The 22,544-nt window shown below is 62.5% G+C and carries 19 protein-coding genes; 13 read left to right on the top strand and 6 right to left on the bottom strand.

Annotation, left to right across the window (positions count from 1 at the left end; translation table 11 throughout):
• The first annotated feature begins 175 nt into the window (after window positions 1-175).
• The 8 genes from hemE to J2Z17_RS16385 all read left to right on the top strand — a co-directional run bounded on the left by hemE (window position 176) and on the right by J2Z17_RS16385 (window position 8,879).
• Window positions 176-1,213 carry a uroporphyrinogen decarboxylase gene (gene hemE, locus J2Z17_RS16350; RefSeq protein WP_209946703.1) on the top strand — a complete coding sequence of 346 codons (1,038 nt, stop codon included), beginning with the start codon at window positions 176-178 and terminating at the stop codon, window positions 1,211-1,213.
• Window positions 1,206-1,736, top strand: coding sequence for a protoporphyrinogen oxidase HemJ (gene hemJ, locus J2Z17_RS16355; protein WP_209946704.1), 531 nt, complete (start codon window positions 1,206-1,208; stop codon window positions 1,734-1,736). The genes hemE and hemJ overlap by 8 nt, the downstream gene beginning before the upstream one ends.
• A gap of 188 nt (window positions 1,737-1,924) precedes the next feature.
• The gene (gene rho / locus J2Z17_RS16360; RefSeq protein WP_209946705.1) at window positions 1,925-3,190 is read left to right on the top strand and encodes a transcription termination factor Rho; all 1,266 of its coding nucleotides are present in this window, start codon (window positions 1,925-1,927) and stop codon (window positions 3,188-3,190) included.
• A gap of 92 nt (window positions 3,191-3,282) precedes the next feature.
• Window positions 3,283-4,596: a tRNA uridine-5-carboxymethylaminomethyl(34) synthesis GTPase MnmE gene (mnmE, locus tag J2Z17_RS16365; protein WP_209946706.1), complete on the top strand. Its 1,314-nt coding sequence runs from the start codon at window positions 3,283-3,285 to the stop codon at window positions 4,594-4,596.
• Window positions 4,597-4,653: 57 nt separating this feature from the next.
• A complete protein-coding gene (gene mnmG / locus J2Z17_RS16370) occupies window positions 4,654-6,516 on the top strand; it encodes a tRNA uridine-5-carboxymethylaminomethyl(34) synthesis enzyme MnmG (protein ID WP_209946707.1) in 1,863 nt (620 codons plus the stop codon).
• Window positions 6,517-6,521: 5 nt separating this feature from the next.
• Window positions 6,522-7,151, top strand: coding sequence for a 16S rRNA (guanine(527)-N(7))-methyltransferase RsmG (rsmG, locus tag J2Z17_RS16375; protein ID WP_209946708.1), 630 nt, complete (start codon window positions 6,522-6,524; stop codon window positions 7,149-7,151).
• Window positions 7,152-7,167: 16 nt separating this feature from the next.
• Entirely contained in the window at window positions 7,168-7,962 is a 795-nt protein-coding gene (locus tag J2Z17_RS16380; RefSeq protein WP_209946709.1) for a ParA family protein, read from the top strand.
• Between the two features lie 32 nt (window positions 7,963-7,994).
• Window positions 7,995-8,879, top strand: coding sequence for a ParB/RepB/Spo0J family partition protein (locus tag J2Z17_RS16385; RefSeq protein ID WP_209946710.1), 885 nt, complete (start codon window positions 7,995-7,997; stop codon window positions 8,877-8,879).
• Between the two features lie 43 nt (window positions 8,880-8,922).
• On the opposite strand, the gene holA is transcribed toward J2Z17_RS16385, so the two are convergent.
• Genes holA through leuS form a run of 3 tightly spaced genes read right to left on the bottom strand, consistent with a single transcriptional unit; the run spans window position 8,923 to window position 13,132 of the window.
• The gene (gene holA / locus J2Z17_RS16390) at window positions 8,923-9,966 is read right to left on the bottom strand and encodes a DNA polymerase III subunit delta (protein WP_209946711.1); all 1,044 of its coding nucleotides are present in this window, start codon (window positions 9,964-9,966) and stop codon (window positions 8,923-8,925) included.
• A gap of 24 nt (window positions 9,967-9,990) precedes the next feature.
• Window positions 9,991-10,512 carry an LPS assembly lipoprotein LptE gene (locus tag J2Z17_RS16395; RefSeq protein WP_245224166.1) on the bottom strand — a complete coding sequence of 174 codons (522 nt, stop codon included), beginning with the start codon at window positions 10,510-10,512 and terminating at the stop codon, window positions 9,991-9,993.
• A complete protein-coding gene (leuS, locus tag J2Z17_RS16400; protein WP_209946713.1) occupies window positions 10,502-13,132 on the bottom strand; it encodes a leucine--tRNA ligase in 2,631 nt (876 codons plus the stop codon). The genes J2Z17_RS16395 and leuS overlap by 11 nt, the downstream gene beginning before the upstream one ends.
• 208 nt (window positions 13,133-13,340) lie before the next feature.
• On the opposite strand from leuS, the gene J2Z17_RS16405 reads away from it, so the two are divergent.
• Both J2Z17_RS16405 and J2Z17_RS16410 read left to right on the top strand, forming a co-directional pair.
• Entirely contained in the window at window positions 13,341-14,000 is a 660-nt protein-coding gene (locus tag J2Z17_RS16405) for a YggS family pyridoxal phosphate-dependent enzyme (RefSeq protein ID WP_209946714.1), read from the top strand.
• Window positions 14,001-14,130: 130 nt separating this feature from the next.
• Window positions 14,131-16,065: a propionyl-CoA synthetase gene (locus tag J2Z17_RS16410; RefSeq protein WP_209946715.1), complete on the top strand. Its 1,935-nt coding sequence runs from the start codon at window positions 14,131-14,133 to the stop codon at window positions 16,063-16,065.
• 79 nt (window positions 16,066-16,144) lie between these two features.
• Here the strand turns inward: J2Z17_RS16410 and J2Z17_RS16415 are convergent, their stop codons facing one another.
• Window positions 16,145-16,843 carry a DUF1013 domain-containing protein gene (locus tag J2Z17_RS16415; RefSeq protein ID WP_209946716.1) on the bottom strand — a complete coding sequence of 233 codons (699 nt, stop codon included), beginning with the start codon at window positions 16,841-16,843 and terminating at the stop codon, window positions 16,145-16,147.
• 234 nt (window positions 16,844-17,077) lie between these two features.
• On the opposite strand from J2Z17_RS16415, the gene acs reads away from it, so the two are divergent.
• Window positions 17,078-19,036: an acetate--CoA ligase gene (gene acs, locus J2Z17_RS16420; protein WP_209946717.1), complete on the top strand. Its 1,959-nt coding sequence runs from the start codon at window positions 17,078-17,080 to the stop codon at window positions 19,034-19,036.
• A 93-nt stretch (window positions 19,037-19,129) separates the two neighbouring features.
• Here the strand turns inward: acs and J2Z17_RS16425 are convergent, their stop codons facing one another.
• Complete coding sequence (locus J2Z17_RS16425; protein WP_209946718.1) at window positions 19,130-19,585, bottom strand: thermonuclease family protein; 456 nt, start codon at window positions 19,583-19,585, stop codon at window positions 19,130-19,132.
• Between the two features lie 64 nt (window positions 19,586-19,649).
• Window positions 19,650-19,871: a DUF1674 domain-containing protein gene (locus tag J2Z17_RS16430; RefSeq protein WP_209946719.1), complete on the bottom strand. Its 222-nt coding sequence runs from the start codon at window positions 19,869-19,871 to the stop codon at window positions 19,650-19,652.
• Between the two features lie 107 nt (window positions 19,872-19,978).
• On the opposite strand from J2Z17_RS16430, the gene htpX reads away from it, so the two are divergent.
• Both htpX and J2Z17_RS16440 read left to right on the top strand, forming a co-directional pair.
• Entirely contained in the window at window positions 19,979-20,938 is a 960-nt protein-coding gene (htpX, locus tag J2Z17_RS16435; protein WP_209946720.1) for a zinc metalloprotease HtpX, read from the top strand.
• A complete protein-coding gene (locus J2Z17_RS16440; RefSeq protein WP_209946721.1) occupies window positions 20,893-22,353 on the top strand; it encodes an RsmB/NOP family class I SAM-dependent RNA methyltransferase in 1,461 nt (486 codons plus the stop codon). Before htpX ends, J2Z17_RS16440 begins: the two co-directional genes overlap by 46 nt.
• Window positions 22,354-22,544 lie beyond the last annotated feature (191 nt).

Genomic DNA, 22,544 nt, shown 5'->3' on the forward strand with positions numbered 1-22,544 from the left:
GGAATTTCGTCTTTCCCCTAAATTCCCTCAAATTGGTCCGATGGGGAATTGGTCGGCTGTGGAAGGATCTGCAGCCGGGGACAGACGGTGCGACATTGATAATCATTGATATCTACAGACTCTAAGAAATAGAAACAGATTCGAATCTTCTTTGTTTTATTGAAAGCGAGCCGCCGTGCCCAATCCGAGACGCAAGCTGATAGACGTCCTCGAGGGAAAGACGATCTCTCCGCCTCCCATCTGGCTGATGCGCCAGGCCGGACGCTACCTGCCCGAATATCGCGAGACGCGCGCCAAAGCCGGAGGCTTTCTCGATCTCTGCTACACACCGGACTTCGCAGTCGAGGTGACGCTGCAACCCATTCGCCGTTACGGCTTTGATGCAGCCATCCTGTTTTCCGATATCCTGGTCATCCCTGATGCTCTGGATCGCAATGTGCGCTTCGTCGAAGGCGAAGGACCAAAGCTCGATCCGATCTCGGCCGAGCAGATCGCCGGGCTGGATGCGTCGAAGGCATCATCGCATCTCAGCCCGGTGCTGGAGACGGTCAGGCGGCTTCGCAAGGACCTGCCACCGGAAACCACGCTGCTCGGCTTCTGCGGCGCTCCCTGGACCGTTGCGACCTATATGATCGCCGGTCACGGAACGACGGATCAGGCACCGGCCCGACTTTTCGCCTATCAGCACCCCCAGGCCTTTGAACGGCTTTTGACGCTGTTGGCAGACGCATCGGTCGAATATCTGATCGGACAGATCGATGCCGGCGCCGATGCGGTGCAGATCTTCGATTCGTGGGCCGGCGTTCTGGCACCGGCCGAGTTCGAACGGTTCTGCGTCAAGCCAGTGGCGCGGATCATCGAGAAGCTGAAGGCCGCTAGGCCTGACGCCAAGGTGATCGCCTTTGCCAAGGGTGCCGGCATGTTGCTGAAGACCTACCGGCAGAAAACCGGCGCCGATGCCATCGGCCTGGACTGGACGGTGCCGCTGGAGTTTGCGGCCGAGCTGCAGAAGGACGGTCCGATCCAGGGCAATCTCGATCCGATGCGGGTTGTCGCCGGCGGCGCAGCGCTGGATGAGGGGATCGATGCGATCCTGCAGTCTTTGGGTAACGGTCCGCTGATCTTCAATCTCGGGCACGGCATTACCCCGCAGGCCAATCCCGATCACGTGACGCGTCTGGTGGAGCGGGTCAGGGGCATCCCGCATGGCTGAGGGCAAGGCACCGGGCAGCAAGGCGGGCTTGCGGGCCGCCATCGCCCTCGCAGTCTTTCTGCTGATCGTGGCGGGCCTTGTTTTCGCCGACGAGTCCAGCCGCTATCTCTGGGTCAAGTCGCTGCACCTGATTGCGGTGATCTCCTGGATGGCAGGCATGTTCTACCTGCCGCGGCTGTTCCTCTATCATCTCGACAGCAAGCCGGATTCGGATCAGGCGCGGACCTTCGCGATCATGGAGCGGCGCCTCTACCGGATCATCATGAATCCGGCGATGACGGTCGCCTGGATCTGCGGCCTCTATCTGGCCTGGGAAGGCTTCGGCTTTTCCGGCGGCTGGCTGCATCTGAAGATCTTGCTGGCGCTCGGCATGACCGCGACCCATATTTATTTCGGTCGGGCTGTTGGCGCCTTTGAAAAAGGTCTCTATATAGGGACTGGGAGATTCTGGAGGATTGCCAACGAAGTGCCGACGATCTTGATGATCGTTATCGTGGTGCTCGTTGTTGTGAAACCCTTTTAGTTTGTGTGGGTTGCCAGAGCGTTCCCCGGTTATCTTTTGTCTTGCGGGCATGGCGGCAAATCGCTATTTTCCCGCAACCTCATCTTCGCGACCTGCGTAGTCTACTTTCGGTTGTGTCTTTTCGGATCGAAACACTTCTGCGCACTGCCCGCAAATCCCTTCCTCGAAAATGAACGTGGTCTCTCTTCATGTCTGAAATGAAGCTCCAGGAACTCAAAAGCAAATCTCCGACCGAACTTCTGACCTTTGCCGAGTCACTGGAAGTCGAAAATGCCAGCACCATGCGCAAGCAGGAGCTGATGTTTGCGATCCTGAAAATGCTGGCATCGCAGGATGTCGAGATCATCGGCGAGGGCGTTGTCGAAGTGCTGCAGGACGGCTTCGGCTTCCTGCGTTCGGCCAATGCGAACTATCTTCCGGGCCCGGATGACATCTACATTTCCCCGTCGCAGTTGCGCCGCTTCTCGCTGAAGACAGGCGACACCGTCGAGGGCCCGATCCGTGGACCGAAGGAAGGCGAGCGCTATTTCGCGCTGCTGAAGGTCAACACCATCAATTTCGAGGATCCGGAAAAGATCCGCCACAAGGTCCATTTCGACAACCTGACGCCGCTTTATCCGGACGAACGGTTCAAGATGGAACTGGACGTCCCGACCTCGAAGGACAATTCGGCTCGCGTGATCGATCTCGTCGCCCCGCTCGGCAAGGGCCAGCGCGGCCTGATCGTTGCGCCGCCGAGAACCGGTAAGACGGTCCTGCTGCAGAACATCGCCCATTCGATCACGGCAAACCATCCGGAATGCTATCTGATCGTTCTCCTGATCGACGAGCGGCCGGAAGAAGTGACGGACATGCAGCGCTCGGTGCGCGGTGAAGTGATCTCGTCGACCTTCGACGAACCGGCCGTGCGCCACGTCCAGGTGGCCGAAATGGTCATCGAGAAGGCCAAGCGCCTCGTGGAACATGGTCGCGACGTCGTCATCCTGCTCGATTCGATCACCCGTCTCGGCCGCGCCTACAACACCGTCGTGCCGTCCTCCGGCAAGGTGCTGACCGGTGGTGTCGATGCCAACGCCCTGCAGCGTCCGAAGCGCTTCTTCGGTGCGGCGCGTAACATCGAGGAAGGCGGTTCGCTGACGATCATCGCGACAGCCCTGATCGATACCGGCAGCCGCATGGACGAAGTCATCTTCGAAGAGTTCAAGGGCACCGGCAACTCGGAAATCGTGCTCGATCGCAAGGTGGCCGACAAGCGCATCTTCCCGGCCATGGACATCCTGAAGTCCGGTACCCGCAAGGAGGACCTGCTGGTGCCGCGTCAGGATCTGCAAAAGATCTTCGTCCTGCGCCGCATCCTGGCGCCGATGGGTACCACCGATGCCATCGAGTTCCTGATCGACAAGCTGAAGCAGACCAAGAACAACGGCGATTTCTTCGAGTCGATGAACACTTGATCCCCCGATCCGTTCGGGATTACAAGGCGCCCTGCCCCATAAGGCCGGGCGCCTTTTTTGTTCCGGCCGGTGCTTGACGAAGGGTTTGGCTTATGCCGGCAGGCGACACGATCTATGCTTTGTCCTCCGGCGGATTGCCGTCCGGCGTGGCCGTCATCCGCGTCAGTGGGCCGGCCGCCTTCGAGGTCTGCCGCAGGCTGGCCGGCGACGTGCCGGCCCCACGCCAGGCCGCCTTGCGTTCGATTCGCGACCGAAACGGCGAATTGCTCGATCACGGGCTGGTCCTGTCCTTTGTCGGGCCGCATTCGTTTACCGGTGAGGATTGCATCGAATTGCAGATCCATGGCGGGCGCGCCGTTGTCACCGCGCTGCTGAAGACGCTTGGTGCTTTTTCTGGCTGTCGCCTCGCCGAAGCCGGCGAATTTTCCCGGCGTGCCTTCGAGAACGGCAAGCTCGACCTGGTGGAAATCGAGGGACTGGCGGACCTGCTGGCGGCCGAGACGGAGATGCAGCGCCGTCTTGCCACCGAGCAGAGCCGGGGCGCGCTGTCGGCGCTCTATATGGGATGGCGCGACCGTCTGCTGCACGCGCGCGCCATGATCGAAGCGGAATTCGATTTCTCCGAAGAGGAGGATATCCCAGACTCGGTGGCCGCCACGATCTGGACGGACATGGGCGCGCTATCGCACGAGATTAAGCGCCATCTGCAGGGTTACGCCCGCGGTGAGATCATCCGCGACGGGTTCAAGGTTGTCATCACGGGGCCGCCGAATGCCGGCAAATCGAGCCTGATGAACGCACTGGCGGGCCGCGATGTGGCGATCGTCACGGAATATGCCGGCACGACGCGCGACGTGCTCAGCGTCGATCTCGATCTTGACGGCTTTCTGGTTAAGCTCTACGACACGGCCGGAATTCGCGAGGCGTCGGATGTCGTCGAGCAGGAGGGTGTCAGACGCGCCGCCCAACAGATAGCGGACGCGGATCTGGTGTTGCATCTGAGCGCTGTCGGCGATGCGGATATCCAGCTGCCATCCGTATCGGTTCCGGTACGGAAAATCGGCACCAAGGCGGATCTCGCCCCCGGCATCGTGAAGGACTATGATGCCGTCATATCGACGCAGGCCGATCTCGGTCTGGGCGATATCAAGACATTGATATCGAATGAGATTAAGGACCGCGTCGGGGACGGCGCCGTCAGTATTCCAAGTCGGTTGCGCCAGCAGGAACATCTGAGTGCCTGTGTCGAGGCTCTGGATGAGGCCTTGCGGTCGGCGACTGCGCCGCTCGAAGTCAGGGCGGAGGCTTTGCGGCGCAGCGCAGACTGGCTGGGCCGGCTGACAGGTCGAATCGATACCGAAATGCTTCTGGGCGCGATCTTCTCGGAATTCTGCGTCGGGAAATGACTCACGTGAAACAAGGCCCGTTACGGGGGTGCCGCACGGCGCGGTGAGGATGTGAAAATGGAATTTGATGTCATTGTGATTGGCGGTGGACATGCCGGTGCCGAAGCCGCGGCGGCGTCCGCGCGGCTTGGCGCCAGGACCGCGCTGCTGACTCATAAGCGCGCCACGATCGGCACCATGTCTTGCAATCCCGCCATTGGTGGCCTTGGCAAGGGTCATCTTGTGCGCGAGATCGATGCCCTGGACGGCATCATGGGACGCTGCGCGGATGCGGGCGGCATCCAGTTTCGTCTGCTCAACCGGAAAAAGGGCCCGGCCGTGCGCGGTCCCCGCACCCAGGCCGATCGCGCGCTCTACCTGAAAGCGGTTCAGGATGCCTTGGCGGAATTCGAATCGCTGTCGATCGTCGAGGGTGAGGCATTCGATCTGACCATTACGGAGGGAGTGGTTCGCGGCGTCGTCTTGAAGGATGGCCGGGCGCTGCAGGCACGGGCCGTGGTGCTGACCACCGGCACCTTTCTCAATGGACTCATTCATATCGGGGACAAAACGATTCCGGCAGGGCGTGTCGGCGAGGATCCGTCGCTTGGTTTGAGTGGAACGCTGGAGCGGCTTGGATTGCGGCTCGGCCGTCTGAAGACCGGCACGCCGGCCCGGCTGGACGGCACGACGATCGACTGGGCCGGTCTTGACCGCCAGAGCGCGGATGAGCTGCCCGTGCCCTTCTCGTTCATGACGGATCGCATCACCAATCGACAGATCGACTGCGGCATCACCCGGACAACCCCTGAAAGCCACCGGATCATTCGTGACAATATCCTGCGGTCTGCGATGTATAGCGGCCAGATCAAGGGCGTGGGCCCGCGCTATTGCCCGTCGATCGAAGACAAGATCCAGCGGTTCGGCGACCGGGACGGTCACCAGATTTTCCTGGAGCCGGAAGGACTTGAGGACAGCACGGTCTATCCCAACGGCATTTCCACCTCGCTGCCGGAAGACGTCCAGACCCGGTTCATCCACTCTATTCCTGGGCTGGAACGGGTCGACATCAAGCAGTTCGGCTATGCTATAGAATACGACTATGTTGATCCTATGCAGCTTCACCCGACGCTGGAATGCAAGGTGCAGACGGGCCTGTTTCTGGCCGGCCAGATCAATGGGACGACCGGCTATGAAGAGGCTGCAGCGCAGGGACTGGTCGCCGGTTTCAATGCGGCCCTCTTGGTGCAGGGGCGCGAACCACAGGTCTTCAGCCGGACCGAATCCTATATCGGCGTCATGCTGGACGATCTCACGTCCCGTGGAGTGACGGAACCCTACCGGATGTTCACGTCGCGCGCGGAATATCGCCTGACATTGCGGGCGGACAATGCCGACCTACGCCTCACGCCCTTGGCGATCGCGCTTGGGGCCGCCTCCCCGGCGCGTACCGCTCGCTTCAAGGCCTATCAGCGCAGTTTTGACGACGGACGCGCGCTGTTGCAGGCGCTGGAGATCACGCCGGCACAAGCCAGACAGGTGGGCCTGACGGTCAACCAGGATGGTCGACGCCGGAGCGCATCGGAACTGCTGTCCTATCCCGATATCGATTTGAAGCGCCTGCAGGCGATATGGCCGGAACTTACAGCGATCGCGCCGGGTGTGTCGGAAGCGCTTGAGAATGATGCCAGCTATGCCGTCTATGTCGACAGGCAACGCGACGACATCGAGTCGGTACAGCGGGAAGAACAACGCACAATTCCGCCAGGCTTCGATTATCGTGCTCTGCCCGGTCTGTCGATCGAGCTCCAGCAGAAGCTTGAGCGGGCACAACCGGCGAATATGGCGCAGCTATCGCGCGTCGACGGTGTGACGCCTGCGGCGGTTTCTCTGGTGCTGGGGTTGATCAAGCGTCAGCACGCGCTTGCGAAGGCGGGATAAGCGGCATGCAGCGACTGGATGACTCTTTGGACCTTCATGTTTCACGTGAAACAAGAGGAAAACTCGAGCATTTCATTGACATCTTCCAGAAATGGTCGCGGCGGATCAATCTGATTGCGCCGTCCACCCGGGAGGATCTGTGGTCTCGCCACATCTTGGACAGCGCCCAACTGTTCAAGATGGGCAAAGGTGCGAAAAACTGGTTGGACCTGGGTAGCGGTGGCGGATTTCCCGGGGTCGTGCTAGCGATCCTGCTCTGCGATCAGGAGCAGGGCTTCATCAATCTCGTCGAAAGCAACCACAAGAAGGCGGCCTTTCTCCGCACCGCCCTGATGGAAACCGGCGCGCGCGGGAGCGTCAACGCCTGTCGCATCGAAGATGCTGCCGACAGGAACCTTCCGGCGGACATTGTCTCGGCGCGGGCGCTCGCCGCCCTGGATTCACTGTTGCAATTGAGTGCCCCTTGGCTCGAAAACAGGCCGAAGGCCCGCGCACTCTTCCATAAAGGGCGGGATTACGCCGCTGAACTGGATAAAGCGCGTGACCACTGGCAGTTTGATCTGGTAATACATAAGAGCGTCATCGAGCTCGATTCCGTCGTTCTGGAAATTGGTGGCCTGACGCGTAAGATCTGACCATCTTGGGTGCGGCATGGCTTACAATAATCGTATCATCACCATTGCAAACCAGAAGGGCGGCGTCGGCAAGACGACCACCGCAATCAATCTGGCGACCGCTCTGGCTGCCATCGGCGAAAGCGTGCTGATCATCGATCTCGATCCGCAGGGCAATGCCAGCACCGGTCTCGGGATCGGTCGCCAGGATCGCAAGCTGTCCTCCTATGACGTCCTGGTGGGTGAGAGCACGATCGGCGAGGCCGCCGTGCCGACCGCCGTGCCGAATCTCTCCATCGTACCGTCTACGCTGGATCTGCTTGGTCTCGAAATGGAGATCGCAAGTCAGGCCGATCGGGTATTTCGCCTGAAAAAGGCCCTGACGGACGCCAGCGCCGCGCCATATGCCTATGTGCTACTGGATTGCCCCCCGTCCTTCAATCTGCTGACGATGAACGCCATGGCGGCCGCGCACTCGGTGCTTGTGCCGCTCCAGTGCGAGTTTTTCGCACTCGAAGGCTTGAGTCAGCTGTTGGAGACGATCAATCAGGTTCGCCAGACCGTCAATCCGACGCTGGATATCCAGGGCATCGTCCTGACCATGTTCGACAGCCGCAACAATTTGGCCCAGCAGGTGGTCAATGACGTGCGCACCCATCTCGGCGACAAGGTTTATCACACCCTGATACCGCGCAATGTCCGCGTTTCCGAGGCGCCGTCCTATGGCAAGCCGGCCATTCTTTACGATCTGAAATGTGCGGGCAGCCAAGCCTATCTGCAGCTGGCGTCCGAAGTGATTCAGCGTGAGCGGCAGCGTCGCGTCGCTGCCTGACGTCTTTCCGACTAGAAGCGTGAGTTCTGAAAATGAGTGACGATCAATCCCGACGTAGACTTGGCCGTGGTTTGGCGGCTCTGATCGGCGAAATGGATCAGCCAGTTGCAGGCGGGGCCGCACCGGCCGCCCCTGTTACCGCCGACCGTCAGATCCCGATCGAATTCGTGTCGCGCAACCCGCGTAACCCGCGGCGCTATTTCAATGAAGACGAATTGCAGGAATTGGCCACGTCGCTGCGCCAGCACGGTATCGTGCAGCCTGTCGTCGTGCGAACAGTTGCGAACGATCGTTTCGAGATTATTGCCGGTGAACGTCGTTGGCGCGCGGCACAGCTCGCCGGTCTGACGGAAATTCCGGTGATCGTTCGTGATGTCGATGATCGCACCGCGCTTGAGCTGGCGATTGTCGAGAATGTCCAGCGTGCCGATCTCAATCCTCTGGAAGAGGCGCTGGGCTATGACCAGCTGATCGCCGAATACAGCTATACCCAGAACGATCTCGGCGAGGTCATCGGCAAGAGCCGCAGCCACGTGGCCAACAGCCTGCGGCTGTTGAAGCTGCCCGATGACGTCAAGACCATGCTTGCGGAAGGCAGCCTGTCTGCCGGCCATGCCCGCAGCCTTGTGTCGACCAGCGATCCGATCGGCCTGGCGAAAACGATTGTCTCCAAGGGCCTGTCCGTGCGCGATGCGGAGCGGCTGGCGCAAAATGATATCCGCGGCGTCAACCTGCCGACCAATGCCAGCCGGGCGGAAAAGGATTCCGATACGCTGGCGCTGGAGCGCAGCCTGTCGGATCATCTCGGCCTCGCAGTCACCGTCAACCACAAGGGCGATGGCGGCCAGCTGCGGATTACCTACAAGTCCTTGGAACAGCTGGAGGAAATTTGCCGGCTGCTCGAGGGTCGCGCCTGATTTAGCCGGCTAAAGAGCATGCAGGTTCGTCTCGCGGAACAGGTTACTGGGCGAGGCGCCGCGCCGATTGCAGGGTGGTCGCAAGCAATGTCTGCAGGGCGATATTTTCTTCCATCACCGGTCGCTGGCGGGTCTGAAAGATGGCATTGCCAATCCTTGTCGTTTCGCGGGCGAGATCCTCGGCGTTCCACGCACGCAGCGCCCTTTCGATCAGCGGCTTGCGCTTGAAGTGAATGCCGCGCCCTAGCGTCTGCATCACCTGGCCGACCTGTTGCTTCTCCGTCTCCATATGCGCCCGCATGGCATCCATCTGCTGAAACTGCCGCAGGCAGGCCTGCAGCAGCAGGAAAACCGACGTCTTCGAGGCCAGGATCTTTTGCGCCGCGTGCAGGAATTCGTCCCTGCGGCCCGACAGCACGGCATCAACAGCCTCGTCGACCGATATCGCGCTCGCATCGCCGATGATCGCCATCACATGCTCCAGGTCGATCTGCTGCTCGTTCAGGCAATAGAGCGAGAGCTTGCGCAATTCGTTGCGCGAGGCAATCCGGTCGCCGCCGAGCGACGCAAGCAGGAATTCGCGCGCATCCGGCGTCAATCGCTGGCCGGCGGCGGCAAACTCCGCATCGATCAGCCCATTCATCGCCCGCGTGTCGTCGGCATAGCAGACCACCAGCGCTATATTGCGGGAGGTTTCGGCCGGCTTTCGCGCACCGGCCGCCTTGCGCAATTCGCCGGCCTCGATGATCACATAGCAATTGTCCGAGGGATTGGCGGCAATCAGGTTGAGGCCGTCGACCAGCGCCTTTTCGCTGCCGGACCCGCGCAGCCAGACGAGCCTGTCGCCGCCGAATAGGCCCATGGACTGGGTCTCGTCCAGCAACCGGCCGGGATCGCCCTGCAGGTCGCCGGCATCGAGCCTGACGACGGCAAACGGATCATCCAGCGCTATGCCGGTGTGCTTGGCCACTTCCCCGGCCCGCTCGGAGACGAGCCCGCGGTCGGGCCCGCAAAACAGGAAGATCCTGTGGCTCTTGGCGAATTTCGCCGGCGATGCGTCGAATTCATAGCCTTTAACTTCAGTCATGCAGCGGCACTCCTGCCGTCGCGATCAGCGGCCAAGAAAGGTCGCCAGATCGGCGCGTATGAGCTCGGCCACCTGCCGGGCGGCGCGATCCTCGCCATCGCGCACCGCGCGCAGCTTGGCGAATTCCTGCTTGGAAAAGTCGGCCAGCGCCACCGACTGGCGATGTCCGACCCGCAGCACCATGCCGTCGCTCGCCCGCTTCAGGCTGTAATCGGCGTTCACCACAATGCGACCGGCCGAGGGATCGTCCGACGACTGGTCGAGCAGCACGCCGATCGACTGGGATTTCACCGACAGGTCCACGATATATTCGGGATTTGCCGGTTCGCCCTCGCCGCCGGCCGTCAGGAAGATCAGGCGGTTGCGCACTTCCTGCGACACGCGATCCTTTGCCGGCGAATAGGCGATCGCTGCCAGCTTCTGGGCGGTCCCGGACGACTGGTCGAGCAGCGGACGCACCTGGCAGCTGCCCATCAGGGCGGCCGAGGCGAAGATCAGCCCGAGAAAGGCGCGACGGGCAGGACGGTCAAGCGAACTAGATGACAATGTTGACGATCCTTTGCGGTACGACGATGATTTTCTTCGGCGATTGACCGTTGAGCGCGGTCTGGACGGCATCCAGTGCCAGCACCGCCGCTTCGACCTCATTCTTCGTGGCCTCGCGGGCGATTGTCAATTCGGCACGCTTCTTTCCGTTGATCTGGATGGGCAGTAGCATGTCGTTTTCGACCACCAGTGCCGCATCGAAGACAGGCCATTTCGCTTGCGCAATGAGTCCATCCTGCCCGATCAGCTGCCAGCACTCTTCCGCCAGATGCGGCGCCATTGGGGCGATCAGATGCAGCAGGATCTCGACCGCATCGCGTGCGGCGGGCAACAGCGTTGCATCGCCCGTGCCGGCCGCAACCTTGCCCAGCGGCTGGGCGATCAGGTTGACGAGCTCATAGAGCCGGGCGACGGCCTTGTTGTAGGCAAACTTCTCATAGTCCTCGCCGATCGCCTTCAGCGCCTTGTGGGCGGCCTGCGAGATGGCAAGGCCCTCGCCGTCCTGCGCAGGCACGGCCTTGGCGTCGCGCAGTTTCGGCGCCGCTTCCGTCACCAGCCGCCAGATGCGCTGGACGAAGCGATGCGCACCCTCGGCGCCGGCCTCCGACCAGATCACGTCGCGTTCCGGCGGCGAATCCGACAGCACGAAGAACCGGGCCGTGTCGGCACCGTAGGAGGCAATGATGTCATCGGGATCGACGACGTTCTTCTTCGATTTCGACATCTTCTCGATCGAGCCGATGCTCACCGGCTCGCCGGTCGAAATCATCCGGGCGCTGCGCACGCCGTCGACGTCCTCGATGGCAATGTCGGCCGGCGCCACCCACTGGCCATTGGCGCCGCTGCCGAGCTTGTAGGTCTCGTGCACCACCATGCCCTGGGTAAACAGGCCCTTGAACGGCTCGCTCGCGTCCAGATGGCCGGTCTCGCGCATGGCGCGGGTGAAGAAGCGCGAATAGAGCAAATGCAGGATCGCGTGCTCGATGCCGCCGATATACTGGTCCACCGGCAGCCAGCGATTGGCGACCGCCGGGTCGGTCGGACGGTTCTCGTGCGGTGTGGTGAAGCGGGTATAGTACCAGCTGGAATCGACGAAGGTGTCCATCGTATCGGTTTCACGCCGCGCATCCTTGCCGCAATGCGGGCAGGCGACATGGCGCCAGGTCGCATGCCGGTCGAGCGGATTGCCGGGCACGTCGAAGGTCACGTCTTCGGGCAGCTGCACCGGCAGGTCGGCCTTGGGCACCGGCACCACGCCGCAGTCGTCGCAATGGATCACCGGGATCGGGCAACCCCAGTAGCGCTGGCGTGAAACACCCCAGTCGCGCAGGCGGAAATTGACCTTGCGCTCGGCCTGCGGCGCATTGCCGAGCGTTGCTGCCGACAGCTTGTCGATCACCGCGTCGAAGGCCTCGGTGTTGGTCATGCCGTCGAGGAAGCGCGAATTGATCATCACGCCGTCGCCGTCAAAGGCCGTGTCGCCGATGCTGAAGGTCTCGGCATTGCCGTCGGCGGGCATCACCACCGGGACCACCGGCAGGCCATATTTGCGGGCGAAGTCGAGGTCGCGCTGGTCGCCGGCCGGGCAGCCGAAGATCGCCCCGGTACCATAGTCCATCAGCACGAAATTGGCGATATAGACAGGCAGTTCCCAGCTGGGATCGAAGGGATGTTTCACGCGCACGCCCGTGTCCATGCCCTTCTTTTCGGCCGTCTCCAGCGCTGCAAGCGAGGTGCCCGCGCGGCGGCATTCGTCGGCAAAGGCTGCGATGTCGGCGTTCGTTTCAGCCACCGCCTTGGCCAGCGGATGGTCGGCCGCGATCGCCATGAACGACGCGCCGAACAAGGTGTCGGGCCGCGTGGTGTAGACGGTGAGGTCATCGAAGCCCTCGGGCGCGCCCTGCCCGACGAGTTCGAAGCGCAGCGCCAGGCCTTCCGAGCGGCCGATCCAGTTCTTCTGCATCAGCCGGACCTTTTCCGGCCACTGGTCGAGCGTGTCCAGCGCGTCGAGCAGTTCCTGGCTGAAGGCGGTGATCTTGAAGAACCACTGGGTCAGCTCGCGCTGCTCCACCAGCGCGCCGGAGCGCCAACCGCGGCCGTCGATCACCTGCTCGTTGGCCAGCACCGTATGGTCGACCGGGTCCCAGTTCACCTTCGACTGCTTGCGGTAGACAAGCCCCTTTTCCATCATGTCGAGGAACAGCGACTGCTGCTGATGGTAGTATTCGACATCGCAGGTGGCGAATTCGCGCGACCAGTCGAGCGACAGGCCCATCGATTTCAGCTGGGTCCGCATGGTGGCGATGTTCTGGTAGGTCCATTCCTTCGGATGCACCTTGTTCTGCATCGCGGCGTTTTCCGCCGGCATGCCGAAGGCGTCCCAGCCCATCGGATGCAGCACGTTGAAGCCGCGGGCGCGCTTGTAGCGGGCGAGCACATCGCCGAGAGCATAGTTGCGAACATGGCCCATATGGATGCGTCCCGACGGATAGGGAAACATCTCAAGCACGTAGTATTTCTCGCGCGGATCGGCATTGTCGGTGGTGAAGACATTCGCCTCGGCCCATTTCGCCTGCCAGCGGGGCTCGACTTCGCGCGGATTGTAGCGTTCGCTGCTCATATCGGTACTGTTCCGGAAATCAGTGGAAATTTGGTGGTGACCTTCACCATGAAACCGCCTGAGCGTCAAGTTTTGGCGGCTTGCGGGCCGTCTGCACCAGGCTTTTGACAAGCCGCCCGCAACCGGATTTTATGCGCGCGACAGACAAGCCGGATCCTTGCCCCTTCAACCGGGCAGCTTTGCGGCGAGACAGAATGGTACAGGTGACATGACAGTCGAAGAACGGTTGGCAGACATCAGGCAGCGAATCAGCAAGGCGGAGCAGGACGCCGGCCGCGCGGCCGGGGCGGTGACGCTGGTTGCGGTGTCCAAGACCTTCGACGCGGATGCGATCCGGCCGGTGATCGCCATGGGACAGCGCATTTTTGGCGAAAACCGTGTCCAGGAAGCGCAGGGCAAATGGCCGGATCTGCGCGCCGAGACCCCCGACCTCGAATTGCATCTGATCGGCCCCCTGCAATCCAACAAGGCGTCGGACGCCGTGGCGCTGTTCGACGTCATCGAGACCGTGGACCGAGAGAAGATCGCCCGCGCCCTTGCCGCCGAAGCCGAGCGCCAGGCCCGCCGCCTGCGCTTCTATGTCCAGGTCAATATCGGGCTCGAGCCGCAAAAGGCCGGCATTTCGCCCAGCGATACCAGGGATTTCGTCGCCTTCTGCCGCCAGGACCTGAAACTCGACGTCGAGGGACTGATGTGCATTCCGCCGGCCGACGAGAACCCCGGTCCCTATTTCGCCCTGCTGGCCAAGCTTGCGGCGGCATCCGGTGTCGAGCGGCTGTCGATGGGCATGTCCGGCGATTTCGACACGGCCATTGCCTTCGGTGCGACCAGCGTGCGCGTCGGCTCGGCGATTTTCGGCGCCCGCTGACGGCAGCATCGCTGCCCACCGCTCTCTAGGTCCGGCTCGGCAGGGTTGCGCTTTCGTAGCCCTTCCCCTTCCCGGTCTTCGCCCCTATCATGGTCCCCGAAGCAGCGCTGCGTGTACTTGGGAGGGTGACATGTCGGGTGGCTATGAAAAATGCTATCGCCGGTGGGAGGACGATCCGGAGGCTTTCTGGGAGGAGGCCGCGCAACACCTGCACTGGTATCGGAAGCCGACGCGGATTTTCGATGCCGACGCCGCGGTCTATGGCCGCTGGTTTGCCGGAGGCGAAACCAATACCTGCTACAACTGCATCGACCGCCACGTGGAAGCGGGGCGCGGCGACGAACTGGCGATCGTCCATGACAGCCCTCTCGGCCATGGGAAACAGCGTTTCACCTATCGGGAGACGCTGACCGAGGTCATGGCCATGGCCGCGGTCCTGATTGACCATGGCATCGAAAAGGGCGACCGGGTGATCATCTACATGCCGATGATCCCGCAAGCGGTGTTTGCCATGCTCGCCTGTGCCCGCATCGGGGCCGTTCATTCCGTCGTCTTCGGCGGATTTGCAGCCCACGAGCTGGCGACCCGTATCGACGATTGCCAGGCCCGGGCCATCATCGGCGCCAGTTGCGGCCTGGAGCCCGGCCGGATCGTGCCCTACAAGCCGTTGATCGATCACGCAATCGATCTGGCGGATACCAAGCCGGCTTACAGCTTCATCCTGCAGCGCGAACAGATGCCGGCGACCCTCAACGCGACGTTCGGCGATGTCGATCTGGGTGCCGCCCTCGATCAGCAGCGTGCGCAGGCCACGATCGTCGACTGCGTGCCGGTTGCCGCCACCGATCCGCTCTATATCCTCTATACCTCCGGCACGACCGGGCAGCCGAAGGGCGTCGTCCGGGACAATGGCGGCCATATGGTGGCGCTGACCTGGTCAATGCAGGCGATCTACGGCATCCGGCCCGGCGAGCTCTTCTGGGCCGCCTCCGATATCGGCTGGGTGGTCGGCCATTCCTATATCGTCTATGCGCCGCTGCTGGCCGGCAGCGCGACCCTGATCTTCGAAGGCAAGCCGGTCGGCACGCCGAATGCCGGCACCTTCTGGCGGGTGATTGCCGAACACGGTGTCAAAGCCCTGTTCACCGCGCCGACCGCCTTTCGGGCGATCCGCAAGGAAGACCCGAATGGCGATCATGTCGGCGAACACGACATTTCCTCGCTGCAGGCGCTGTTTCTTGCCGGCGAGCGCGCCGATCCGGAAACGATCCGATGGGCCGAAACCCACCTGAATGTTCCGGTCATCGATCACTGGTGGCAGACCGAAACCGGCTGGGCGATCGCCGCCAATCCCCTGGGGCTCGGCCTGCTGCCGCAGAAATACGGCTCCCCGACCGTGCCGATGCCGGGCTACCGGCTGGCGATCCTGGACGATGCGGGCCATCCCGTCGCGCCCGGCACGCTCGGCAATATCGTCATCAGACTGCCCCTGCCGCCGGGTTGCCTGACCACCTTCTGGAATGCCGACCAACGGTTCCGGCAGGCCTGTCTCGACGAATTTCCCGGCTACTACAAGACCGCCGATGCGGGCATTATCGATGAGGACGGTTATGTCCACGTCATGGCGAGAACCGACGACATCATCAATTGCGCCGGCCACAGGCTGTCGACCGGGGCGATGGAGGAGGTCTGCGCCATGCATCCGGATGTGGCCGAATGCGCCGTCATCGGCATCGCCGATCCGATCAAGGGCCAGATCCCCTGCAGCTTCCTCGTGCTGAAGAACCGGGTCGATCGGGATTTCGGCGATATCCGCCGGGAGATCATGCAGCTGGTGCGCGACGAGATCGGCGCCGTTGCCGCGCTGAAGACGGTGGTCGAGGTGCAGAGACTGCCCAAGACCCGCTCGGGCAAGATCCTGCGCGGCACCATGCAGAAAATCGCCGACGGCCTGCCCTGGACCATGCCGGCGACGATCGACGACCCGGCCATCCTCACCGAGATCACCGATCTCTTGGCCGCGCACGGCATATCGCCATCGGGGAAATCGGTAGCCGGATTCTGAGACGGGGAAGCAGAGCGGATGCGAAAAAACCCGGCCTTGCGACCGGGTTTGATGCATTCGACAGAGACATGCGATGCGCTTAGAAGCGGTCGTCGTCCTCGTCGTCAGGCGTATCCGACTTCAGCGACTGGAGCTTGGCGAAAACGGCGTTGGCGTCGATTTCCTTTTCCTCCTCCTCGGCGTCCTGGCGCAGGAATTCGGTCTCGCTGGCGGCCTGCAGGGTCGCGCCGAGTTCGGCGGCGGTCGGCAGCGGACGACCCTTGGATGCCTTTTCGACTTCCATGTCGAGATCGATCTGGCTGCAGAGGCCCAGAGTCACCGGGTCCATCGGCGCCAGATTGGCCGAGTTCCAGTGGCTGCGGTCGCGGATCTGCTCGATCGTGCTCTTGGTCGTGCCGACCAGGCGGGAAATCTGCGCGTCCTTCAGTTCCGGATGATTGCGCACCAGCCAGAGAATGGCGTTGGGGCGATCCTGACGCTTCGACACCGGGGTATAGCGCGGGCCGCGGCGCTTTGATTCGGGAACGCGGACCTTCGGTTCGGACAGCTTCAGCTTGTAGTTGACATCGCCCTCGCCGCGCTTGATCTCGTCGCGCGAAATCTGCCCCGTCGAGATCGGGTCGAGACCCTTGATCCCCTGGGCCGCCTCGCCATCGGCGATCGCTTTCACTTCGAGCGGATGCAGTTTGCAGAACTGGGCAATCTGGTCGAAGGACAGCGCGGTATTGTCAACCAGCCACACGGCAGTCGCCTTGGGCATGAGCAATGTCTGAGCCATCAAAATAGTCCTTTTGTCCGTCCGCGCCGGTGGTCGCGGGCCGTGGGTTGTATCCACAATTTCCGGAAATTCGGCCCTGTATAATCGCAATGAAGCAAAATTGCAATTCTTTCACGCCTCGATAACCATCGTCTAATTGCCGAGCGCCAGCATTTTGATATGTATAGGATATCGGTGGAGATGGAGGGATCTCCGACTTAACCCGGGGGACACGCGTTTCAGGAGGAGGAGCCTATGTCAGCCAAGACCTATCCGGTTCTCAAAGCTGCAAAAACACGGGCGCTGGTCGATCACGACCGCTATCAGAAATGGTATGACGAAAGCATCGAGGATCCCGACAAGTTCTGGGACAAGCATGGCCGGCGCATCGACTGGTTCAAGCCCTATACCAAGGTCAAGAACACGTCGTTCAAGGGCAAGGTGTCGATCAAGTGGTTCGAGGATGGCCTGACCAACGTCTCCTACAACTGCATAGACCGGCACCTGAAAACCCATGGCGAGCGCACCGCGATCATCTGGGAGGGGGACAACCCCTATATCGACAAGAAGATCACCTATAACCAGCTCTATGATCAGGTCTGCCGCCTGGCCAATGTGCTGAAAAAGCAGGGCGTCAAGAAGGGCGACCGGGTCACCATCTACATGCCGATGATCCCGGAAGCGAGCTATGCCATGCTCGCCTGCGCGCGCATCGGCGCGGTGCATTCGGTGGTCTTCGGCGGGTTCTCGCCCGAGGCGCTGGCCGGTCGCATCGTCGATTGCCAGTCCACCTTCGTCATCACCTGCGACGAGGGCGTGCGCGGCGGCAAGCCGATCCCGCTGAAGGAAAACACCGACAAGGCGATCCACATCGCCGCGCGCCAGTTCGTCCATGTCGACAAGGTTCTGGTCGTGCGCCGCACCGGCGGCAAGACCAATTGGGCGCCGGGCCGCGACCTCTGGTATCACCAGGAGATCGCAACCGTTAAGCCGCATTGCGAGCCGGTGAAGATGAAGGCGGAGGATCCGCTGTTCATCCTCTATACCTCCGGTTCGACCGGCAAGCCCAAGGGCGTGCTGCACACCACCGGCGGCTATCTCGTCTATGCCTCGATGACCCATGAATATGTCTTCGACTACAAGCCGGGCGAGATCTACTGGTGCACGGCCGATGTCGGCTGGGTTACCGGCCATTCCTATATCGTCTACGGGCCGCTCGCCAATTGCGCGACGACGCTGATGTTCGAGGGCGTGCCGAATTTCCCCGACCAGGGGCGGTTCTGGGAAATCGTCGACAAGCATCAGGTCGAGATCTTCTACACGGCGCCGACGGCGCTTCGCGCCCTGATGGGCGCCGGCGACGAGTTCGTCACCCGCTCCTCGCGCTCCAGCCTGCGCCTGCTGGGTTCGGTCGGCGAGCCGATCAACCCGGAGGCCTGGGAATGGTATTACAACGTCGTCGGCGACAAGCGTTGCCCGATCGTCGATACCTGGTGGCAGACCGAAACCGGCGGCATCCTGATTTCGCCGCTGCCCGGCGCCACCGACCTGAAGCCGGGATCGGCGACCCGTCCCTTCTTCGGCGTCAAGCCGGAACTGGTCGACAGCGAGGGCCATGTGCTGGAAGGGGCGGCCGACGGCAATCTGTGCATCGCCGACAGCTGGCCGGGCCAGATGCGCACCGTCTACGGCGATCACGAGCGTTTCATCCAGACCTATTTCTCCACCTATAAGGGGAAATATTTCACCGGGGACGGCTGCCGCCGCGACGAGGACGGCTATTACTGGATCACCGGCCGCGTCGACGACGTGCTCAACGTCTCCGGCCACCGGCTCGGTACCGCCGAGGTCGAATCGGCGCTGGTGTCGCACGATCTTGTCTCGGAAGCCGCCGTCGTCGGCTATCCGCATCCGATCAAGGGGCAGGGCATCTATTGCTATGTCACGCTGATGGCCGGCAAGGAGGGCACCGAGGAGCTGCGCAAGGCGCTGGTCAGCCATGTGCGCAACGAGATCGGCCCGATCGCCTCGCCGGACAAGATCCAGTTCGCGCCGGGCCTGCCGAAGACCCGGTCCGGCAAGATCATGCGCCGCATCCTGCGCAAGATCGCCGAGGACGATTTCGGCGCACTCGGCGATACGTCGACGCTTGCCGATCCGGCCGTCGTCGACGATCTGATCGCCAACCGGCAGAACAAGGCGGAAGCCGCCTGAGCGGATCTGCCGTCGAGACGCACCTGCCATCAGCCCGGCGCTCGCGTGCCGGGCTTTTCCATGGCCCCATCCGTGTCGGTATCGGCAAATCCGTCAGAGCGTGCAGGCCAGTTTCAGCTTGCGCCCGCCGTCATAGGGCCTGACAAGACCTGCCTGCAGCAGCTTGTCCGACAGCCCCTGCCCGTCGTTCAGCACGACGTCGGCGACGATGCGGCCAAAATACTTGTCGCCGGAAATGTCGATCAACGTGATGGTCGGGGATGCGGCGGTCATCTCTGCCAGCGCGGTCTGCGCCCTCGCCCCGGCGGCGCGCATCGCCGAGCATTTCGACCGTTTTTCCGGCGCATCGATGCCGCGCAACCGCACATAGACGCGCATGATCTGCTGCGGCCAGGGCTCGGCATCCACCAGCATCGTGTCGCCGTCGACAATGCGGATGATCGTCGCCGTCACCGGTCCGGAAATATGCTGCGCCGCCACCGCCTGCCCGGCAAGGCCGGAGGCGGTGAACAGGCAGGCAAGCAGGGCGATTCGGGACAGGTTGCGCATGAACAGGAATATATTCCGAAATCCTGGCGCAATCAATGGGTTTATTTTCTGGGGCCGCAATCGCCTAGAAGTCGATGGCGCGGCCCTTGATCTCCCAATCGCCGTAGCGGGCGGGATCGGCCCCTCCCCGGCCGCCGATTTCGGTCGGCGGTTCGACCTGCGCCTGTTGCTGGCGACGCTGCTCTGCCTCGGCCAGCGCGCGCTTTGCCGCGGCCGGCAGCGGCCTTGCGGGCCGCTCGACGCCGGCTTGCGGTGCTGCATTGTCATTCTGGGCGTTGCTGCTCATGACCTTCCGATCCCGAAATATTGAATCTTGTCTTCTGATCTTTACATCTAGGGGAGAATTCGGCGCCGACCAAGCCTTCAAAACCGATCGGCCAACAGGAGACCGCAATGAACCTGATGCGTACTGCGATGCTGCTCGCCTTCATGACGGCCCTGTTCATGGGGGTCGGCTACATGATCGGCGGACAGGCCGGCATGCTGATCGCGCTGGTGGTGGCCGCCGGAATGAACTTCTTTTCCTACTGGAACTCCGACAAGATGGTGCTGTCCGCCTACCATGCGCAGGAGGTCGACGAGCGCAATGCGCCGGAATTCTTCCGCATCGTGCGCGATCTCACGCGCAATGCCGGTCTGCCGATGCCGAAGGTCTATGTCTTCCAGAGCGACCAGCCCAACGCCTTTGCCACCGGCCGCAATCCGCAAAACGCCGCCGTTGCCGCCTCAACCGGCCTGTTGCAGCGGCTGACCGCGGACGAGGTCGCCGGCGTCATGGCGCATGAACTCGCCCATGTCGAGAACCACGACACGCTGACGATGACCATCACCGCGACGCTTGCCGGCGCGATCTCGATGCTGGCCAATTTCGGCTTCCTCTTCGGCGGCAATCGCGACCGGGACAATCCGTTCGGCTTCATCGGGGTGATCGTGGCGATGATCGTCGCGCCGCTTGCGGCCATGCTGGTGCAGATGGCGATCAGCCGCACCCGCGAATATGCTGCCGACCGCCGCGGTGCCGAGATCTGCGGCAAGCCGCTGTCGCTCGCCTCGGCGCTGGCCAAGATCGCCGGCGAGGCAGCCCACCGGCCCAACGAGGACGCCGAACGTCATCCGGCCACGGCCCATATGTTCATCATCAATCCCTTGAGCGGGCAGCGGATGGACAACCTGTTCTCGACGCACCCGGATACCGGCAATCGCATCGCCGCCCTGCAGCAGATGGCGCAAAGCGGCGAATTCGGGTCGACCTACCGGCAGCCAGCTGCTAATCGGGCCGCAACCGCGCGCAGCGTCCCGATCACCAAATGGGGGCGCAGCGATCCGCCGCCACCCAAAGGTCCCTGGTCTTGAACGACGCCAAACACCAAAAATCCAAATCCGGCCGCTCGAAGCATCCCGCGGCCGGTGACATCTCGACCGCTTCGAACAGATCGCTGGCCGACAAGCCGGGCCTGGAGACGCGCGCCGCGGCCGTCAAGCTGCTTGGCGCGGTCGTCGATCGCAAGACCTCGCTCGACGGCCTGCTCGATCCCGAGGGCGGCAATCCGGCCTTCACCGCCCTTCCCGTCGCCGACCGTGCGCTTGTCCGGGCCATCCTGCAGACGGCGCTGCGTTATCTGCCGCGCATCGAGGCGATCCTCGGCTCGCTGCTGCAATCGCCGCTGCCGGAGGGTGCCCGCTCGCTGCATCATCTGCTGGTCGTCGGCGCCTGCCAGATCCTCTATCTCGACATTCCCGACCGTTCCGCCGTCGATCTCGGCGTCGAGCTTGCCAATCGCGATCCGCGCAACCGGCGCTTTTCCAAGCTTGTCAATGCCCTGCTGCGTCGGATTTCGCGCGAGAAGCCGGCGCTGCTCGAGACGGTCAACGACATCGCTTGCGTGCCCGACTGGTTCCTGCAGCGTCTGGTCGAGATCTATGGCGCCGAGCGCGCCCGCAAGATCGCCGAGGCGCAGCTTGTGCCGGCGGCGATCGATCTGACGGTGACATCCGACGCCGAAGGCTGGGCCGCCCGGCTGAACGGCCGGGTCCTGCCGACCGGCAGTGTCCGCCTGGCCGCCTTTTCCGGCGCAATCCCGGAACTCGAGGGCTTCGAGGATGGTGCCTGGTGGGTCCAGGATGCGGCGGCTTCGCTGCCGGCGCGGCTGTTCGGGGTGATCGACGGCCTGCGCGTTGCCGATCTCTGTGCCGCACCGGGCGGCAAGACCGCGCAACTGGTGCTTGCCGGTGCCGAAGTCACGGCCGTCGAACAGTCGGTCAACCGGCTGAAGCGGCTAAGCGCCAATCTGGCGCGCCTCGGCCTTGACGGCGACCGGCTGGAACTGCGCAATGCCGACCTGCTGACGCTCGACCCGTCCGAGGCCTTCGATGCCGTGCTGCTCGATGCGCCCTGCTCGTCGACCGGCACGATCAGGCGCCATCCGGACGTGCTGTGGACCAAGGGACCGGCCGATATCGCCAAGCTCGCTGGCGTGCAGGCCCGGCTGCTGCGCCATGCCGCGGCGCTGGTCAGGCCGGGTGGTCTGATCGTCTTTTCCAACTGCTCGCTGGATCCGCTGGAAGGCGAGCAACTGGTGGAAACCCTTCTGGGCGAACGGCCCGATCTGCAGCGGCGCGCCATCGACAGGGCCGCATGGCCGGGGCTCGAAGCGGCCATCACCGACAAGGGCGAGTTCCGCACCACGCCCGACATGATCGCTCCCGAGGGCGAAAGTGTCGGCGGCATGGACGGATTTTACGCCTGCGTCCTTCAAAGAAGTTTGTAAAATTTTAATCTAATTCACTAATGAATGGTGAATTGGGGGTTGTCGCGCGGGCTTTTTCCAAGACCGCCGGCGTGTAAGCGATATGCGGCATTCGCCTTCGGTTCGGGCAGACTGGACGTTCAGCCGCCATCCCGCCGCCGTCGTGACGATCGCCGTTTGAGGAGCATGGGCAGTTGATTGGGCTCTACCTG

The organism is Heterorhizobium halophytocola (genome assembly GCF_017873095.1).
GTDB classification, from domain to species: Bacteria; Pseudomonadota; Alphaproteobacteria; order Rhizobiales; family Rhizobiaceae; genus Allorhizobium; species Allorhizobium halophytocola.

Bases quoted from the DNA above. Each gene is read 5' to 3' on its own strand.
- hemJ (WP_209946704.1), top strand. From the start codon at position 1,206: ATGGCTGAGGGCAAGGCACCGGGCAGCAAGGCGGGCTTGCGGGCCGCC.
- rho (WP_209946705.1), top strand. From the start codon at position 1,925: ATGTCTGAAATGAAGCTCCAGGAACTCAAAAGCAAATCTCCGACCGAA.
- mnmE (WP_209946706.1), top strand. From the start codon at position 3,283: ATGCCGGCAGGCGACACGATCTATGCTTTGTCCTCCGGCGGATTGCCG.
- mnmG (WP_209946707.1), top strand. From the start codon at position 4,654: ATGGAATTTGATGTCATTGTGATTGGCGGTGGACATGCCGGTGCCGAA.
- rsmG (WP_209946708.1), top strand. From the start codon at position 6,522: ATGCAGCGACTGGATGACTCTTTGGACCTTCATGTTTCACGTGAAACA.
- J2Z17_RS16380 (WP_209946709.1), top strand. From the start codon at position 7,168: ATGGCTTACAATAATCGTATCATCACCATTGCAAACCAGAAGGGCGGC.
- J2Z17_RS16385 (WP_209946710.1), top strand. From the start codon at position 7,995: ATGAGTGACGATCAATCCCGACGTAGACTTGGCCGTGGTTTGGCGGCT.
- holA (WP_209946711.1), bottom strand. From the start codon at position 9,966: ATGACTGAAGTTAAAGGCTATGAATTCGACGCATCGCCGGCGAAATTC.
- leuS (WP_209946713.1), bottom strand. From the start codon at position 13,132: ATGAGCAGCGAACGCTACAATCCGCGCGAAGTCGAGCCCCGCTGGCAG.
- J2Z17_RS16405 (WP_209946714.1), top strand. From the start codon at position 13,341: ATGACAGTCGAAGAACGGTTGGCAGACATCAGGCAGCGAATCAGCAAG.
- J2Z17_RS16410 (WP_209946715.1), top strand. From the start codon at position 14,131: ATGTCGGGTGGCTATGAAAAATGCTATCGCCGGTGGGAGGACGATCCG.
- J2Z17_RS16415 (WP_209946716.1), bottom strand. From the start codon at position 16,843: ATGGCTCAGACATTGCTCATGCCCAAGGCGACTGCCGTGTGGCTGGTT.
- acs (WP_209946717.1), top strand. From the start codon at position 17,078: ATGTCAGCCAAGACCTATCCGGTTCTCAAAGCTGCAAAAACACGGGCG.
- J2Z17_RS16425 (WP_209946718.1), bottom strand. From the start codon at position 19,585: ATGCGCAACCTGTCCCGAATCGCCCTGCTTGCCTGCCTGTTCACCGCC.
- J2Z17_RS16430 (WP_209946719.1), bottom strand. From the start codon at position 19,871: ATGAGCAGCAACGCCCAGAATGACAATGCAGCACCGCAAGCCGGCGTC.
- htpX (WP_209946720.1), top strand. From the start codon at position 19,979: ATGAACCTGATGCGTACTGCGATGCTGCTCGCCTTCATGACGGCCCTG.
- J2Z17_RS16440 (WP_209946721.1), top strand. From the start codon at position 20,893: ATGGGGGCGCAGCGATCCGCCGCCACCCAAAGGTCCCTGGTCTTGAAC.